Raw genomic sequence first — 16702 nt, 5'->3', positions numbered from 1 at the left:
GATTTTTTCTAGCCTATTATCAAACTCAATTAAACAGTTCGCCCAAACCAATGAGGTGGAGATAAAAATTGTCATGCTCGTCCAGAGAGTTGTTATTGCTGAGAATACAACCGAACACAAGCAATTAAATGGACCACCGAGGGTTCTCCTGAATAAAGTACGGAGAAACGTTCAGACATACGTCAGTTGTCAGGAAAGTGTTAGCTTTCCGTTAAGCGCGATCGTTGAGAAACACCCATGATTTGGGTTTCTTTGTGATCGAATCAAGGTGGCACCGCGGATAAATCCGTCCTTAACTTCTCTGAAGTTTTGGGCGGATTTTTTTGTGGAGGCAGATTATGACTAGACGATGGCAACCTTTAAATTTAATCAAAAAATTTAAAGGAGAAAATTATGGAAATCGAAAAATTACAACAATCATCGATCGGATATCCGGCTGTACCGATCACCCTTGAATTCAAAATGGCCGACTTTGACCCTGTTGCTCTGACCAATAACTTAAAGTCAGATATCGGACCCTGCTTTTTATTCACTGGACATCCTAAACCTGATGAAGATGGCTATAGTTTTATTGGCGTTGACCCAGTTGAATCACTATCCTATCGAAATGGTCAACTGACCATTCAAAATGTTTCTGGTATAAAAAAAATTGACACCAATCTAAAAAACTATCTGGAAAAACTTTTAAACAAATTTAAAACGCCTCGATTGCCTAGCCTACCACCATTTCTAGGTGGACTAGCTGGATATTTTGCTTATGACTATGCTCGTTTTGCTGAAACCAGTCTGTCTGAAGTGGCTGATCCCGATGAGTTGAACGATGCGGACTTCTTATTGTTCGATAAAGTCATTGCTTATGATCACAAAACTCAGACCGTGACGCTTTCAAAAATCGTCCCCACAGAAAACTTCACGGGAGATTTTCAAGCTACTCAAAGAGAACTATCAGAATTTAAACAACTCGTGATCAACAACAATTATCAGTCGACTTTACCGAATTTTGAGCTAAGATCTGATTTTAAGCTCAAATTCGATGCACAAGAATTTGCTGAGAAAGTCAGTGAAACTAAACAACACATCGTTGATGGCGATATTTTTCAATTGATCTTGTCTAATCCCCAATCTGCTCAAATGTCAGGCAGTTTATTTCCACTGACAAAAACACTGTTTCACGACAGTCCTGCACCCTATCAGTTTTATTATCAACATGGAAACTTTGAGACGGTCGGTTCATCTCCAGAAACTTTGATTGCTAAACACGGTCAAAAACTGTTCACTTATCCACTTGCTGGCACCAGAAGACGTGGAAAAACTGACATTGAAGATCAACGACTGGCTTATGAATTGACACACAGTCCAAAGGAAGTTGCTGAACACAACATGCTGATTGATCTCGGTCGCAATGACCTCGGAAAAATCAGTCAGTTCGGCACCGTTGAAGTCACTCAAACTAGAAAACTACGCTACTTCAGCAATGTGATGCATATGGGGTCGACCGTCGAAAGCCAAGTTGCCAAAAATGTCACCCCAGTTCAAATTGTTGAATCCTTAATGCCCGCCGGAACTCTGTCCGGTGCTCCAAAGATCCGAGCAATGCAACTGATCAGCGATTTGGAAAAACAAAAACGGGGAATTTATGGCGGCTGTCTGGGTTACTTTGATTTTTCTGGTGAACTAGATTTTTGTATTGGGATACGGCTAGCTTATCGCCAGAATAATCATTTGGTCGTCCACTCTGGTGCCGGTATCGTTGCTGATAGCGTGGCTAAAAATGAATATCAGGAATTCAACAATAAAGCTAAGAATGTCATTGACGCGATCCAAAAATTGCAAGCTTCGGAGGTCATAAAATGATTTATTTGATCGATAACTATGACAGTTTTACTTATAATCTCTACCAACTAGTTGGCAAACAAGCGCTTCAGCCGATAACGGTAATCAAAAATGATCAACTCACCTTACAGGAGCTGATCGATAAAAAACCAACTGGCTTGATTTTCTCACCAGGGCCTGGTCGTCCTGAAGATGCCGGCAGGATGATAGAATATCTTAATTATTTTCAAGGCAAAATCCCTATTCTGGGTGTTTGTCTAGGTGAACAAGCAATTGCTGAAATTTATGGTGGCAAAGTCGTTCACGCTGATCACTTAATGCATGGTAAAGCTTCAGAGATGCACTTAAAACGGACTTCCAAGTTTTTTTCTGATTGTCCAAATGATTTTATGGCTGCTCGTTATCATTCTTTGATCGTTGATCGAAATTCCTTACCCAAGAATCTTAGTGTAACGGCTGAAACCAACGATGGAGAAATCATGGCGCTCTCTGATGAATCACAAAAAGTTTATGGTGTTCAGTTCCATCCTGAATCTATCATGACTGACACCCAAGTTGGCCAACAGATCGTTCACAATTTTCTTAAAATGATTTAAATTAATTAGACAAATATTAATTTTATCCTTGACAAAGCTAATTTCTAGCTTTAATCTCTATACAACAAATAAATTCGTCCATAAACCAATGAGATGGAAGTCAAGATTATCGTGCACGCAAAGAGAGTCGCCATTGCTGAGAATACGATCGAACGCAGGTAATTAAATGGACCATCGAGGGTCTTTCCGAAAAGTAATGAGTACGAAAGAACGTTATGCATACGTAAGTTGTCGGGAGGATGTTAGTCCTTCGCTAAGAGTAATGGATCGAAAATATTTGAGTATGATTTGTGATACTCAAAAACTATTTTCATCCGTTAAAATAAGGTGGCACCGCGGTATATCCGTCCTTAAACGCTATGCGTTTATGGGCGGATTTTTTTTATCTCAGGGGGTTATCTTATGTTCAAACAATTACGATGGCAGTCCTCAAATTTACTTTAAAAAACAAAAAAATTTGGAGGAACTTACCATGATTGAAAATGCTATTAAAAAATTAACTGAAAATAATGACTTATCTTTTGATGAAACTAATAAAGTGATCGACGAGATCATGTCTGGAAAAACTTCAGCGATTCAAATTGCCAGCTTCTTAACTGCTCTCTCAGTAAAAAAAGAGACTGTTGCAGAAATTGCCGGTGCAGCTAGTGCCATGCGTTCTCACGCTTTAACTTTTCAAGCGGATGAACCAGTCTTAGAAATTGTTGGAACTGGTGGCGACCACTCGAACTCATTCAACATTTCTACCACTTCAGCCTTAGTGGTAGCTGCTAGTGGCATTCCCGTTGCTAAACATGGCAATCGAGCTGCTTCTTCAAAAAGTGGTGCAGCCGATGTTTTAGAATCATTAGGTGTTAAGATTCAACTCGATCCTAAAGAAAGCGAAGCTATTCTAAATAAAATCGGTATCTGTTTCTTGTTTGCACAGGAATATCACAAAGCCATGAAGTACGTTGCTCCGGTTCGTTCAGAATTAGGTATTCGGACCCTCTTCAATGTCTTAGGACCACTTGCCAATCCCGCTCATGCCAGCCAACAAGTCTTAGGTGTTTATTCCGAGGAGTTGGTCGAACCAATGGCTCAAGTCCTTCAACAGATTGGTGTTCAAGATGCAGCAGTCATTCATGGACAAGATGGTTTTGATGAAGCTTCTATCTCCGATGCAACTACAATCATGGAGATCCACCAAGGTGAATTTACTAAATATGAATTAACTCCTGAACAGCTAGGTCTACCAAGAGCTAACAAGTCAGACATTATCGGTGGTACACCAGAAGAAAATGCTCAGATTACTTTAGATGTTTTAACCGGCCAGCTTGGACCTAAACGCGACGTAATAATTTTAAATTCAGCCATAGCTATCCACACTGCTCGTCCTAATATCGACTTACCTACAGCTGTAAAAATGGCAACAGAAACAATTGATAATGGTTCAGCTTTAAACAGATTACAAAGCTTTATCAAATTGACGCAAGCGGGTGTGGCTGCATGATTTTAGACGATTTAGTCAAAGTAACTACTAAACGGATCGCAGCAGAAAAAGCACAAATACCATTATCAAAGTTACAAGCAAAAGCTGAGCAACTTCCCGTCCAAAAACATAGTTCATTGTCAAAAAGATTTCTTCAACCAGGTCTTCACATCATTGGTGAAGTTAAACATTCTTCACCTTCTAAAGGTACTATCGTCAATGATTTTCCTTATTTGCAGATTGCCACAGAATACCAAGCTGCAAACGTTGACGCAATCTCCGTTCTGACTGAGCCTGACTACTTTAAAGGTGACCTCAAATATTTACAAGAAATCAGCAAACAGGTACGGACTCCACTTTTACGCAAGGATTTCACGATTGACCCATACATGATTTACCAAGCAAAATCGGCTGGAGCAAGTTTGATCTTATTGATCGTCGCCATCCTGAGTGAGCGACAACTAGCTGATTATTTGAAACTCGCAAAACGACTAGGTCTAACAGCTTTAGTTGAAGTCCATGATGAATCTGAACTTAAGCGTGCTTTGAACCAAGAAGTTGAATTATTGGGAGTCAATAATCGTAATTTAAATGACTTCAGCGTTGATTTGAACAACAGTTTACGACTGAGAAACTTGATCCCTCAAGATATCCCGATGATAGCCGAAAGCGGCATTAAAACAACTGCCGACGCCAAAAAGCTGAAAGATGCTGGGATAAATGGCGTTTTGATTGGTGAAACATTGATGAGATCAACTGATAAAACTGAACTTATCAAACAATTTAAGGTCGTGTGATCATGACAAAAATAAAAATTTGCGGACTGATGAAAGTCGAAGATGTCCAAGCGGTCAATCAAGCTCAAGCTGATTATGCAGGGTTCATCTTTGCCCCAGGACGTCATCAGCTCTCTTTGAAACAGGCTTTGAAGCTAAGGCAGCATTTGGATAGTCATATTCCAAGTGTTGGCGTCTTTATGGACGCACCTCTTGAAGAAATGCTTCAAGCTTTCGATAGTGGAGCAATCTCTTTGATCCAGCTTCACGGAAATGAATCAGAAGGGGCCATCAAAGCCTTACATGCCAAACACGTCCCGGTCATCAAAGTTTTTAAACCAAATACTATCCGTAAAACTTCAGCTGACTTCATCATGATCGACAGCGGCGCAGGCAACGGAAAATTAATTGATTGGCAAAAAATCACCGTCAAAACCAACAAACCATTGATCATCGCCAGTTCTATCGATAGCAGAAACGTTCAAATCGCCATAAAACAAGTTAAGCCAACTATCGTTGACCTCTCGCGTGGCGTTGAAACAGATGGCAAAAAAGATCCACAGAAAATTTCTCAAATAGTCAATTTAGTTCATTCAATTTAAAAATCAAATTATCAAAAGGAGAATTACCATGAAAGAAATGCAAGCTAAAACAGATACTCGCCATTATGGCCAATTTGGTGGTCAATACATCCCTGAAACGTTGATGGCTGAATTACAGCGTGTGGCTGACGCCTATGACAAATATCGCAATGATCCAGATTTTGTGAAGGAGTTAGATGATTTGTTAAACAACTATGCTAATCGTCCTTCATTGTTATATTACGCAAAACAAATGACCGAAGACTTAGGCGGTGCCAAAATTTATTTGAAACGTGAAGATCTCAATCATACGGGCGCCCACAAGATCAATAATGTTATCGGACAAGCGCTCTTAGCCAAGCGGATGGGTAAAACTCGTCTGATTGCGGAAACTGGAGCTGGTCAACACGGTGTCGCCACCGCTACGATTGCTGCTTTGTTCAAGATGGACTGTGAGATTTTCATGGGCAAGGTGGATACAGAACGTCAAAAGTTGAATGTCTACCGGATGGAATTATTGGGTGCGAAGGTGCATCCGGTGACGACTGGTTCGATGGTGCTCAAGGACGCTGTTAACGCTGCTTTGCAGGAGTGGACTTCACGGATCGACGACACTTTTTATGTGATGGGTTCTGCGGTCGGTCCTTATCCGTTCCCAAAAATGGTCCACGATTTTCAAAGTGTCATCAGTAAGGAATCCAAACAACAGATCTTAGAGGCTGAGGGCAAACTCCCTGATATGGTCGTTGCCTGTGTTGGTGGCGGTAGCAATGCTATCGGTAGTTTTGCTGAATATATCAATGATCCAGACGTCAAGCTGATTGGTTGCGAGGCTGCTGGTAAAGGAGTCAATACTGACCAAACGGCAGCTACAATCGAACGGGGTTCAGTTGGGATTTTCCATGGTATGAAGTCACTCTTCTTACAAAATAACGATGGTCAGATCGATAAAGTTTATTCGATCTCTGCTGGACTTGATTATCCAGGTGTTGGTCCTGAACACGCCCAATTAGCTGAATTGAAGCGAGCTCAATATGTCGGTGTAACCGATGAAGAAGCAGTACAAGCTTTTGAGTACATTGCTAAAACTGAAGGTATCGTTGCAGCCATCGAAAGCTGTCATGCGGTCGCTTACGTGGAAAAAATCGCACCTAAGATGAGTAAAGACCAAGTTATCATTTGTACCTTATCAGGCCGTGGTGACAAAGACGTGGCCTCAATTGCTAAATATAGAGGAGTAGATATTGATGAGTAAATTAACTGAGATTTTTCAAAATAAAAAAGCTTTCATTCCCTTTTTAGTCGCCGATGATCCGAATGCTCAGACAACTATCGACAATGTAGTGACCTTAGCCGAAAACGGCGCTGATATCGTGGAACTAGGTATCCCCTTTTCTGACCCAGTAGCTGACGGTCCAGTCATTCAAGCTGCCGACTTACGAGCCTTCGATGCAGGCGTCAATACTGACGTAGTCTTCGAAATCGTCGAAAATGTCCGTCAAAAGACTGACGTACCAATCGTCTTTTTAACTTATTTGAATATCGTCTTCAAATACGGCTACGAAAAATTTTGTCAGAGATGCCAAGATTTAAATATTTCAGGATTAGTCATTCCTGATTTACCAATGGAAGAACAAGGAGAATTACGTCCCATCGCTGACCAATATCAAATCGATTTGATCCCATTGATCTCGCCTGCTTCTGGTGATCGAATTGAAGAAATTGCAGCTAGTGCTAGTGGCTTTATTTACATGGTTTCTTCTCTTGGTGTCACTGGAGTCAGAAATAGTTTTTCTGAGCAATTGACTAAAACTATCGAACGAATCAAACAAGTGACCCAGGTTCCGGTAGCAATCGGTTTTGGTATCCACTCCCCTGAACAAGCCGCTAAGTTATCCGAGATATCTGATGGGATCATTATTGGTAGTGCTGTCGTTAAAATGGTCGACGAAACAGCAGACTCAACTGAACTACAGTCCAAATTAGCAAATTACGCCCAAGAAATTAAAAATGCGATAACTATTACAGCCTAATAAAAAAAAGTGTACGATTATTTTATTTGTAAAAATAGATTTTATAAATGATTTGACGTACACTTTTTTTATATTATCGAATTGATTTTTGGGGAGATTATTATGATATTAGATCACTGGATATTTTGGGCAGTAATCGTAATTCTACTATTAAATACAATTTCCGCTCTGATAACGGTTTTTCATAGACCAAGAAATATCGTTACAACTTGGGCTTGGATACTAGTCTTATTACTATTACCAATTTTAGGATTCTTGATTTACGCTTTCTTCGGCCGAGGGATCGCCCAAGAAAAGATCTTTAATATTAGCAATCAGGAACACATTGGACTCAACCAATTGAAGAAAATTGCTGAGCAGGAAAGATTTCGAGGACGACGTAGTTCAAGATACGATGAGACCTATTATGCTCGTCACGTGATCAGTTTCTTCAACCGAACTGAAGAGACACCTTTGACTCGTCACAACGAAATTGAACTTTTTGACGATGGGGAAAAGAAATTTGAACGTTTGTTTGACGATGTGAAACGAGCTAAAGAAACCGTCCATGTCGAATATTATGCGTTCATCAAAAGTGAGATCGGTCAAGAATTTTTGGATATCTTGACTGAAAAAGCTAAACAAGGATTAGAGGTTAGAATCTTATATGATCCTTGGGGTTCAGGCGGTACTAATAAACGTTGGTTCAAAGAATTTGAAGTAGCAGGTGGCCAAGTCTTACCTTTCATCACTTCAAAAAACGTTATTTATAAAACTCGTTTAAACTACCATTTGCATAGAAAATTAGTCATCATCGATGGTAGCGCCGGTTGGATCGGTGGATTCAATGTTGGTGATCAATACGTTGGTAAATCAAAAAAATTTGGTTATTGGCGTGATGAACACATTCGGATCAAAGGTACTGCTGCGCTGTTGATGCAGGAAAGATTCTTCCAAGATTGGAATGCCTCAGTGGATCGTAAAACCAAGCCATTGGTCTTTATGGAAAAGTATTTCCCTGCTGACCGTTTCAATGTTAATACCAATTTACCAATCCAAATCGTGACCGATGGCCCCGATTCACGCCAAGAGATTTTAAAAGACGGTTTCATCGATATGATCATCAATGCCAAAAAGAGCGTCTGGATCCAGACACCTTATTTGATCCCCGATGATCCTATGTTTACAGCCTTAACGATTGCTTCACGGTCTGGTGTCGACGTCAGGATCATGGTCCCATGCATGCCTGATCATCCCTTTATTTACCGGGCTACTCAGTACTATTCAAATCTGCTGACTAACTTTGGCATCAAGATTTACAGTTACGAAAATGGCTTCATGCATGCCAAAACATCGATCATCGATGACAAGATTTGTTCAGTCGGTTCAATGAATCATGATTTCCGTAGCTATTCTTTGAATTTTGAAGCCAATGCTTTCATTTATGACTCACAAATAGCTAATCGGATCAAACGCTCATTTGAAAGAGATATAGATCAATCAACTTTGATCACTCAAGAAGTTATCGACAGTCAAGGTTGGTGGATGCATTTTAAGCAACGTTTCTCACGTCTATTATCACCAATTCTATAGCAATCAAAAAGCCAACTCTTACGAGTTGGCTTTATTTATTATTTATCTGACAACAACTACTGAGATAGGCGCATGTCGGACCATATAACTAGCTTGGCTACCAAAATATTTACCGACACCCTTTTTTGAACGTGAACCAATGACTAATAGATCTGGTTTAAGATCAGGGATAAGTTTCTTGACAATCGTTTCTCCAGCTTCTTGATCATCTTCAGTCAAAAAAGTATCGACTTGACGAACGCCACTTTCTTCAGCCACTTTTTTAAATTTTAAAAGATCAGCTTCTAAGGCATGTCGTTTATCTTCCATATAATCTTTGGATAAAACTTCAAAAGAGTTAAAATCATTGTCTTCCATGATGGTAGCAATAGTCAGTGCACAATCAGCTAATTTAGAACGATAAATTGCATATTCGAAGGCCAATTGAGCATCATCGGAATTATCTACTGCCACAAGAATTTTTCGATATTTTTTTGTCATTATTTTTCACTCTCGTCGATTTGCGACTTTCTTTCAGATTCAATTTTAGCAACTCGTTTATTGCCGCGATACATTTCGACGATAGTCCAAACTAATAAAGCAATGACTAAGACGATCAAAACATAGGCGATATTGTCGGCTAAAACTGTCTGGGCTTCACTTGGGTTATCGCCAAAGAAACCTTCGATTTGATCAGGCAAGCCCATCATATTCAGATAGGTCAAAGCAATGACTGACACCCAACCAAACAGTTTGATCAAGAATGAATTTTTAAATCTTTGGCCCATTTCGGCTTTGCTATCTGTCATCAACAATAGTGGCAGCATTGAGAATGGCAAAGCAAAGGCTAAGAATACCTGAGAATTATTCATCAGGTCATTTAAGGCAACGTGCTCATCAATGGCGCTCTTTCCGCTTGTCATTTAAACGCAGATCAAAACTGGAATAACTGAGATCAAACGTGTTACTAATCGACGGAGCCATAATGGCATTCTCATATGAACGAAACCTTCCATAATGACTTGTCCAGTCAAAGTTCCAGTAATAGTTGAATTTTGACCTGATGCTAACAATGCTACAGCAAACAAGGTTGAAAGGATACCTGTCCGGGCAACGCTTGCTAAAACACCATTGCTCATCGTTTTAGTATCTGACAAAGCTTGGAACAAGCCAAAGAATGATGGGTCTTTGACGGCACCACTCTTGAAGACAGCAACACCCATGATCAGTAGCAAAGCATTGACGAAGAAAGCAAATGTCAATTGGATATTGGAATCCCAAGCAGTAAATTTAACTGACATAGCAACTTGTTCAGGATCTTTGTGATCGATTTTTCTGGTTTGAGAAATTGCTGAGTGCAAATACAAATTGTGAGGCATAACTGTGGCACCAATGATACCCAAAGCACCACTCAATGGTGTCATACCAGCGACTGTTGGGCTTTGTGAGAAGGTCTCTTTAACTGGGATCAAGCCTTTCATAACGCCAGCCCAGTTAGGATCTGACAAAGCAACTTGATAACTAAAGACCACAATAATGACCAAGATCAAACAAACAACAATAGCTTCAATTTTTCTAAAGCCGATCTTAGTCAAAAGTAATAATAGCAAAACATCAAATACAGTAATGAATACTGCAATGATCAAAGGGATATGGAATAGTAAGTAGAGCGCGATGGCGGCACCGATGACCTCGGCGATATCTGTCGCCATAATGGCGAATTCTGTCATGATCCATAAAACTATTCCTAAAGCTTTTCCTGTTCTAGCTCTAATGGCTTGAGCTAGATCCATCTGGGTTACAATTCCTAGTTTAGCAGCCATATATTGCAATAACATAGCAACTAAACTAGAAAGAAGAATCACAGACATCAATAAATACTCAAAATTTTGTCCACCAGTGATAGACGTTGACCAATTACCTGGATCCATATAACCGACAGCAACTAATGCACCGGGACCAGAATAAATAAATAATGTGTGGAGAAAGCTCTTATTTTTAGGAACTTTGACCGTACTGTTAATTTCTTCTAGTGAAGGACCATTGGCATATTCGATCAATTTACGTTTACGTGGTTGATCTTCTTTACTCATTTTTCCGTGCCTCCGTTTCCTAAGTCCGCAAGAATACTAACACCAGAAAAAGAGGACGATTTTTCGAATTTAAATATTTCTCTTGTTAACAAATGACTAAATTAATAAATCATTATGATAATTTTAAACTCAATAATATTTTGCAGATCCTACTCACAAAGGAACAAAAAAGGATCAAAGTTTTCCTTTGATCCTAACGTATATAATTATGCTTTGCCTGTTCTTTTCATCTGTTGACGTCGATGATATAAGCCTAATCCCTGACTCCAAAAAATGAAATTGAAGAAAACGAACAAGGCGCCGATGATGAGATCAGTGATTCCCCAAGTCATCCTAGCACTGACAAGCAACCAGACCACTAAAAAGACTGACATCAGCGGTATAATGGCACCAACCCAAGCATGTTTATTATTAGCAAAAATATATTTTTCAAGCAATAGTGCGAATACTGAACCGATCAAGAATAAAACGATTTGCATATTTTCCCCCGCCCACAACTTTTTGACAAGAGCTATCGTACCACAAAAAGGCAAACATATGTACGATAAACGAAAATCTTTCCAACAATTTTAGAGTTAACTCAATCGTTAAAAATTTCGTTTAGTTAATTGACCAAAATCAAAATTTTCAAATAATTAAAACTAAAAAATCCAGATATTTTAATAACACTTGGATTTTTTCATTTAGCTTTACATTAAAATTTTTATCCAGCAACTGTTCCAGCAGCGGCCATTTTACGTTCAGTATGCGATCTCCAATATGAAGATAAGACCGAACCTGAAATATTGTGCCAGACACTAAAAATCGTCGATGGGATTGCAGCTGCAGGTGAGAAGAACATCATTGCTAAAGTAGCTCCTAAACTTGAGTCTTGCATTCCGACTTCAAAAGTAATTGCTTTTCGTTGAGGATCTTTTAGTCTGATCAAAATTGAGAATAAAAATCCTATACCATATCCTGATAAATTATGAAGAACAACTACCGGGATAACTAAAGCAGTCGTAGCCGTAAATAATTCTGCATGATTGGCGGAAATAACTGCTCCGATGATCAGTAAAATAGCAGTTTGAGAAATCAACGGTAAAGCTCGCGTAATGTAATCAATATGTTTTTTGAAAATCGTATGGATAACTACACCTAAGATAATCGGAATCAACACGATCCTGATAGTACTTAAAAATAATGAAGTCGTTGGGATAGTGACATACTGTCCGGCGTAAAACATTAACAATCCTGGTAAAGCCAGTGGTGCTAAAATTGTCGACAAAGTTTCAATTGATACATCCAAAGCAACATCCCCACCTGCTAGATATGCCATAACACTTGACGAAGTTCCACTAGGACATGAACCAACTAATATGACACCAACAGCAGTTGCACCGGTTAAATGGAATATTTGACATAACAACCAGGCAATCGTCGGCATGATGACATAGTGTGCCACGGTCCCCAAAATAACTGGCAAAGGTCGTTTGGCAATACAGACAAAATCTTCTCCCCGTAAAGTTAGTCCCATTCCGAATAAAATGATCCCTAATAAATATGACGTATTGGGAATTACCCACTGACTCGTTTGTGGCAATAAATAATTAAAAACTGCCCAGATGACTACTAAAACTGTAAACCATCTACCAACCCATTTTCCAAGTGCTTCTGCTCTCTCCAATTTAATCTATCCCCTTTTATTTCCGACTTATCGATAAAATCCCAGAGCCATCCGTGCGGTACGACTCATTTTTTCTGGCGACCAAGCTGGATACCAAACTAAATTGATTTTCACTTGGTCAATCTCTGGCAACTGTTCTAAAGCTGATTGAATCAATTGTTCCAGCATTTGTGAAATTGGACAGCCCATCGTTGTTAAAGTCATTTTTACAGTGCAGATTTTATCTTCCAAACTAACTCCATAGATCAATCCTAAATTAACTAGATCGACTCGTAATTCAGGATCGATCACTTTAGACAACTGTCCTAGGATCCGGTCCTGTAAACTTTCCAATTCATCAGTTGATTCAGTTTTTTTCATTTCATCTACCATATTTATCACTGCTTTCCGCTTTCGGCTTTAGTTGCATCCACTTTTCCAAAAAGTTGATCCGCTCCTAGCATGACTCCACCAGTATTAGCTGACGTAACTAAGTATTGATATCTAGCTAAATAACCAAATCTAACTTTTGGTTGAAACGGTTTCAATTCACCACGGCGGGCATCAAATTCTGCTTCTGAAACATTGACATCAAGTGTGCGATTGGTCAGATCGATAGTGATCTCATCACCGTCGTGAATCAAACCGATCTCACCACCAGAGGCGGCTTCCGGTGAAACGTGACCAACGCAGATACCGTGAGTCGCACCGGAAAATCTGCCGTCAGTGATCAAAGCAACAGTTCTACCAAGACCGCGACCGATGATATCTGAAGTTGGATTCAATATTTCTGGCATCCCAGGACCTCCCTTTGGTCCTTCATAACGAATGACTACGACATTGCCCGCTTTAACGGTCCCATTGTCGATCCCTTCAACCGCATCATCGTGTGAATCAAAACAGATTGCTGTACCAGTGAATTTATGGATATCTGGATCAACTCCAGCCACTTTGATAACTGAACCTTGCTTAGCGACATTGCCATACAAAATCGAAAGGCCACCTTCTTCTGAATAAGGATTATCCAATGGACGGATTACTTCAGGATTCAAAGTATTTTTTCCAGCAACGTTTTCACGGATTGTTTTACCTGTAACGGTCATCCGATCAGGATGTAAAACTCCTTTTTCGATCAACTCATTCATCAGAGCTGGAATACCACCAGCCTCGTGAACATCTTGCATCGTCCAGGAAGATGAAGGAGCAATTTTAGCCAAATGGGGTGTCTTTTTAGCAATCTTATTGATCTCCTCTTCGCTGTAATCGACCCCTGCTTCGTGAGCAATTGCCAAGCCATGTAAAACTGTATTGGTTGAACCACCCATGGCCATATCAAGTGCAAAGGTATCATCAAAAGCTTCTTTAGTCATGATGTCGCGTGGTTTCAAATTATTCTTAACATTTTCCATAACTCGACGAGCAGCTTTTCTGACTAATTCTCGACGTTCATCAGAAACAGCAAGTGCTGTCCCGTTGTATGGTAAGGCTAAACCAAAAGCTTCCATCAATGAATTCATCGAATTAGCTGTATACATCCCTGAACAAGACCCACAGCTTGGACAAGCATTCCTTTCCAGTTCCATAAAATCATCTTTGTTCATTTTGCCGTCTTTAAAAGCTCCAACAGCCTCAAAAACGCTCGATAAAGTAGCAGCTTTCCCGTTAGGATCGACTCCAGCTTTCATCGGACCACCTGAAACAAAGGCACAAGGGACATTAGTTCTGACCGATGCCATCAACATACCAGGCGTGATCTTGTCACAATTAGGCATGTATAAGACACCATCGAACCAATGAGCATTAATGACAGTTTCAGCAGAGTCAGCGATAATCTCACGACTTGGTAAGGAATAACGCATCCCGATATGTCCCATGGCGATTCCATCATCAACACCAATAGTATTGAATTCAAAGGGGATCCCACCCATTTTTCTAATTTCTTCTTTAGCCACTTCCGCTAATTCACGTAAGTGGACATGTCCAGGAACGATCTCGATATATGAATTACAAATAGCAATAAATGGCTTCTTCATATCATCAGGATCCTTAACTTGTCCAGTTGCATAAAGCAAGCTTCGTCCAGGTGCTCGATCAACACCAACCTTGATCTCATCACTTCTTTTTTGCATATCTTTGCCACTGACGCTGAAATTTAACGTGTCACTCATCTTTATTCCCTCTTTCCTTTATTTCAATCCTGTCTGCGGGTAGACCGCGACTCTTTCTGAATCGATTTTTTGGATCGATATTGGTTTTTGATAAAAAGCATTCAAATTCTCAGCCGATAATAATTTTTGACGCTGACCCTGATCGACGACCTGTCCAGCCCGTAATAGTAAAACATGTTCAAATAAGGGCAGTATCTCTTCGGTATAATGGGACACTAATAATAAAGCTGGACTACGAGGCTGTTTGGCTATTTGTGCAACTCTTTTCAATAATTCTTCTCTAGCAAACAGATCCAAGCCATTACAAGGTTCATCTAAAATCAATAATTCAGGCTTTGCCATCAATGCTCGAGCTATCAATACTAACTGACGTTCCCCCTGAGACAACACAGCATACGGCTTCCCCAGTAAATTCTCTCCCCCAAGATCGACCAATAATTGTCGGGCATTTTGTAGATCTGTTTCAAGATATTCTTGATAAATCCCAATGCTGGCAAACTTTCCGGAAAGTACTATTTCGTCAACGACATCTACCTGATGAAGTTCGTCTTGTAAAGCATTGCTGACCCAGCCGATCTTAGTTTTCAGTTCAGGGATGTTAGTCTGACCAAAGATCCCGCCTAAAACTTCCAATGATCCAGACGTTGGCCAAAGATCACCGTGGATCATCTTTAATAGCGTTGTTTTACCAGCACCATTTAAACCCAAGATAGCCCAATTTTGATCACTGTCGACACGCCAAGAAATATCTTTCAATATCTGTTTATGACCACGTCGCACTGAAACATTTTTAAATTCTAAAATTTTTGACATGAACTATCCCTTCCAAATCGTTAAAGAAAAGGCCCAAGCAAAATATCATTTTTTCGATAGGCCTATTCAATTTAACGATTATTTTTACTCAAAAATTATGCACTTTGTGGCGTGCTGTATTTATCAGCTTCCTTAACAAAAGGCATTCTTTCTCGTAATTGTTCACCAACTTCTGAAAGTAGTGAATTAGCTGAACGTTCACGCATCTTATAAAGATTCTTGAATCCATTTCGATAATCATCCATGAATTCTTTGGCGAATTTACCATTTTGAATATTTTCCAAAGCATCTTTCATCGCTTGTTTCGACTCGGCACCAACGACCTTAGGTCCAACTACATATGAGCCGTATTCAGAGGTGTTGGAGCAATCAGCGTACATCTTGTTGAAACCACCTTCGTAGATTAAATCACAGATCAGTTTCATCTCATGTTCAACTTCAAAATAAGCTAATTGTGGAGAATAGCCAGCTTCAGTCAAGACTTCAAAGCCAGTTTCGATCAAAGCTGTAACGCCACCCATCAGAACATTTTGTTCACCGAAAAGATCCTCTTCAGTCTCTTCTTTGAAGCTAGTCTTCAACAAACCAGCACGGGCTGCACCATTGCCTTTGGCAAACTCTTTCGATAAGTCTTCTGCATGTCCAGAATAGTCTTGGAAATATCCATACAATGCTGGAACACCAAAGCCTTCTTTATATGTTCTACGACACAAGTTACCTGGACCTTTAGGCGCCATCATAACGACATCAACGAAATCTGGTGGCACGATCTCCTTATAGTGGACATTGAAACCATGAGAGAATCCTAAAACATCCCCTGGCTTCAAATATGGTTCGACTTCATTTTTATAAACATCTGACATGACTTCATCAGGTGTCAACATTTGCACCCAATCTGCCTGTTGAGCTGCTTCAGCAACCGACATAACGCGGAATCCATCAGTTTTAGCAGCCTCAAAAGATTTCCCAGGACGAACGCCAACTACAACGTCATACCCAGAGTCGCGTAAATTATTAGCTTGAGCATGGCCCTGCGATCCATAGCCAACAAAAGCTAGTGTCTTTCCTTGTAAATAATTAGTTGTAACATCTTTGTCGTATAACATCTCTACTTTCATAATCATTCTCCATTTTTTAGTTTA

The 16702-nt window shown here is 39.8% G+C and carries 15 protein-coding genes, 1 pseudogene and 1 other annotated feature; of the genes and pseudogenes, 8 read left to right on the top strand and 8 right to left on the bottom strand.

Annotated elements, in window-relative coordinates; all coding sequences use genetic code 11:
• Positions 1-41: 41 nt before the first annotated feature.
• Positions 42-297, top strand: a binding site (T-box leader).
• 96 nt (positions 298-393) lie between these two features.
• The 8 genes from FC27_RS04825 (at position 394) to cls (ending at position 8862) form a co-directional block, all read left to right on the top strand.
• Positions 394-1854: an anthranilate synthase component I family protein gene (locus FC27_RS04825; protein WP_010625226.1), complete on the top strand. Its 1461-nt coding sequence runs from the start codon at positions 394-396 to the stop codon at positions 1852-1854.
• Positions 1851-2429 (top strand): anthranilate synthase component II, encoded by a 579-nt coding sequence (locus FC27_RS04820; protein WP_010625227.1) that lies wholly within the window; start codon positions 1851-1853, stop codon positions 2427-2429. Before FC27_RS04825 ends, FC27_RS04820 begins: the two co-directional genes overlap by 4 nt.
• 472 nt (positions 2430-2901) lie before the next feature.
• Entirely contained in the window at positions 2902-3921 is a 1020-nt protein-coding gene (gene trpD, locus FC27_RS04815) for an anthranilate phosphoribosyltransferase (protein WP_010625228.1), read from the top strand.
• The gene (gene trpC, locus FC27_RS04810) at positions 3918-4697 is read left to right on the top strand and encodes an indole-3-glycerol phosphate synthase TrpC (RefSeq protein WP_010625229.1); all 780 of its coding nucleotides are present in this window, start codon (positions 3918-3920) and stop codon (positions 4695-4697) included. Before trpD ends, trpC begins: the two co-directional genes overlap by 4 nt.
• Positions 4698-4699: 2 nt before the next feature.
• On the top strand, positions 4700-5278 hold the full coding sequence (locus FC27_RS04805; protein ID WP_010625230.1) for a phosphoribosylanthranilate isomerase: 579 nt from the start codon (positions 4700-4702) through the stop codon (positions 5276-5278).
• Positions 5279-5306: 28 nt separating this feature from the next.
• Positions 5307-6512 carry a tryptophan synthase subunit beta gene (gene trpB / locus FC27_RS04800; RefSeq protein WP_010625231.1) on the top strand — a complete coding sequence of 402 codons (1206 nt, stop codon included), beginning with the start codon at positions 5307-5309 and terminating at the stop codon, positions 6510-6512.
• Positions 6505-7290 carry a tryptophan synthase subunit alpha gene (gene trpA, locus FC27_RS04795; RefSeq protein ID WP_010625232.1) on the top strand — a complete coding sequence of 262 codons (786 nt, stop codon included), beginning with the start codon at positions 6505-6507 and terminating at the stop codon, positions 7288-7290. The genes trpB and trpA overlap by 8 nt, the downstream gene beginning before the upstream one ends.
• Before the next feature lie 102 nt (positions 7291-7392).
• Positions 7393-8862 carry a cardiolipin synthase gene (gene cls, locus FC27_RS04790; protein ID WP_010625233.1) on the top strand — a complete coding sequence of 490 codons (1470 nt, stop codon included), beginning with the start codon at positions 7393-7395 and terminating at the stop codon, positions 8860-8862.
• A 42-nt stretch (positions 8863-8904) separates the two neighbouring features.
• Here cls and FC27_RS04785 read toward each other — a convergent pair whose 3' ends face one another.
• From FC27_RS04785 to ilvC, 8 genes and pseudogenes are all read right to left on the bottom strand, one after another.
• Positions 8905-9342 (bottom strand): universal stress protein, encoded by a 438-nt coding sequence (locus tag FC27_RS04785; RefSeq protein ID WP_010625234.1) that lies wholly within the window; start codon positions 9340-9342, stop codon positions 8905-8907.
• A pseudogene (locus FC27_RS04780) lies at positions 9342-10934 on the bottom strand (Nramp family divalent metal transporter). The gene FC27_RS04785 and the pseudogene FC27_RS04780 overlap by 1 nt, the downstream one beginning before the upstream one ends.
• 206 nt (positions 10935-11140) lie before the next feature.
• Positions 11141-11413, bottom strand: coding sequence for a hypothetical protein (locus tag FC27_RS04775; protein ID WP_010625235.1), 273 nt, complete (start codon positions 11411-11413; stop codon positions 11141-11143).
• Positions 11414-11637: 224 nt separating this feature from the next.
• Complete coding sequence (locus FC27_RS04770) at positions 11638-12600, bottom strand: bile acid:sodium symporter family protein (protein ID WP_010625236.1); 963 nt, start codon at positions 12598-12600, stop codon at positions 11638-11640.
• A gap of 27 nt (positions 12601-12627) precedes the next feature.
• Positions 12628-12972 (bottom strand): metal-sulfur cluster assembly factor, encoded by a 345-nt coding sequence (locus tag FC27_RS04765; RefSeq protein WP_010625237.1) that lies wholly within the window; start codon positions 12970-12972, stop codon positions 12628-12630.
• Between the two features lie 5 nt (positions 12973-12977).
• Positions 12978-14747 (bottom strand): dihydroxy-acid dehydratase, encoded by a 1770-nt coding sequence (gene ilvD / locus FC27_RS04760; RefSeq protein ID WP_010625238.1) that lies wholly within the window; start codon positions 14745-14747, stop codon positions 12978-12980.
• A gap of 18 nt (positions 14748-14765) precedes the next feature.
• Positions 14766-15560 carry an ABC transporter ATP-binding protein gene (locus FC27_RS04755; RefSeq protein ID WP_010625239.1) on the bottom strand — a complete coding sequence of 265 codons (795 nt, stop codon included), beginning with the start codon at positions 15558-15560 and terminating at the stop codon, positions 14766-14768.
• Positions 15561-15655: 95 nt separating this feature from the next.
• On the bottom strand, positions 15656-16678 hold the full coding sequence (ilvC, locus tag FC27_RS04750) for a ketol-acid reductoisomerase (RefSeq protein ID WP_010625240.1): 1023 nt from the start codon (positions 16676-16678) through the stop codon (positions 15656-15658).
• Between the last annotated feature and the right edge of the window lie 24 nt (positions 16679-16702).

The organism is Companilactobacillus versmoldensis DSM 14857 = KCTC 3814, from assembly GCF_001434295.1.
Classification (GTDB): Bacteria; Bacillota; Bacilli; order Lactobacillales; family Lactobacillaceae; genus Companilactobacillus; species Companilactobacillus versmoldensis.
The sequence above is the reverse complement of the archived record's forward strand: the minus strand, read 5'-3'. Positions and strand labels throughout refer to the sequence as shown.

Coding starts and splice junctions, on each gene's coding strand:
- FC27_RS04755 (WP_010625239.1), bottom strand. CDS start 15,560: ATGTCAAAAATTTTAGAATTTAAAAATGTTTCAGTGCGACGTGGTCAT.
- trpA (WP_010625232.1), top strand. CDS start 6,505: ATGAGTAAATTAACTGAGATTTTTCAAAATAAAAAAGCTTTCATTCCC.
- ilvC (WP_010625240.1), bottom strand. CDS start 16,678: ATGAAAGTAGAGATGTTATACGACAAAGATGTTACAACTAATTATTTA.
- FC27_RS04825 (WP_010625226.1), top strand. CDS start 394: ATGGAAATCGAAAAATTACAACAATCATCGATCGGATATCCGGCTGTA.
- FC27_RS04785 (WP_010625234.1), bottom strand. CDS start 9,342: ATGACAAAAAAATATCGAAAAATTCTTGTGGCAGTAGATAATTCCGAT.
- FC27_RS04765 (WP_010625237.1), bottom strand. CDS start 12,972: ATGGTAGATGAAATGAAAAAAACTGAATCAACTGATGAATTGGAAAGT.
- trpC (WP_010625229.1), top strand. CDS start 3,918: ATGATTTTAGACGATTTAGTCAAAGTAACTACTAAACGGATCGCAGCA.
- cls (WP_010625233.1), top strand. CDS start 7,393: ATGATATTAGATCACTGGATATTTTGGGCAGTAATCGTAATTCTACTA.
- trpD (WP_010625228.1), top strand. CDS start 2,902: ATGATTGAAAATGCTATTAAAAAATTAACTGAAAATAATGACTTATCT.
- FC27_RS04775 (WP_010625235.1), bottom strand. CDS start 11,413: ATGCAAATCGTTTTATTCTTGATCGGTTCAGTATTCGCACTATTGCTT.
- FC27_RS04805 (WP_010625230.1), top strand. CDS start 4,700: ATGACAAAAATAAAAATTTGCGGACTGATGAAAGTCGAAGATGTCCAA.
- FC27_RS04820 (WP_010625227.1), top strand. CDS start 1,851: ATGATTTATTTGATCGATAACTATGACAGTTTTACTTATAATCTCTAC.
- ilvD (WP_010625238.1), bottom strand. CDS start 14,747: ATGAGTGACACGTTAAATTTCAGCGTCAGTGGCAAAGATATGCAAAAA.
- trpB (WP_010625231.1), top strand. CDS start 5,307: ATGAAAGAAATGCAAGCTAAAACAGATACTCGCCATTATGGCCAATTT.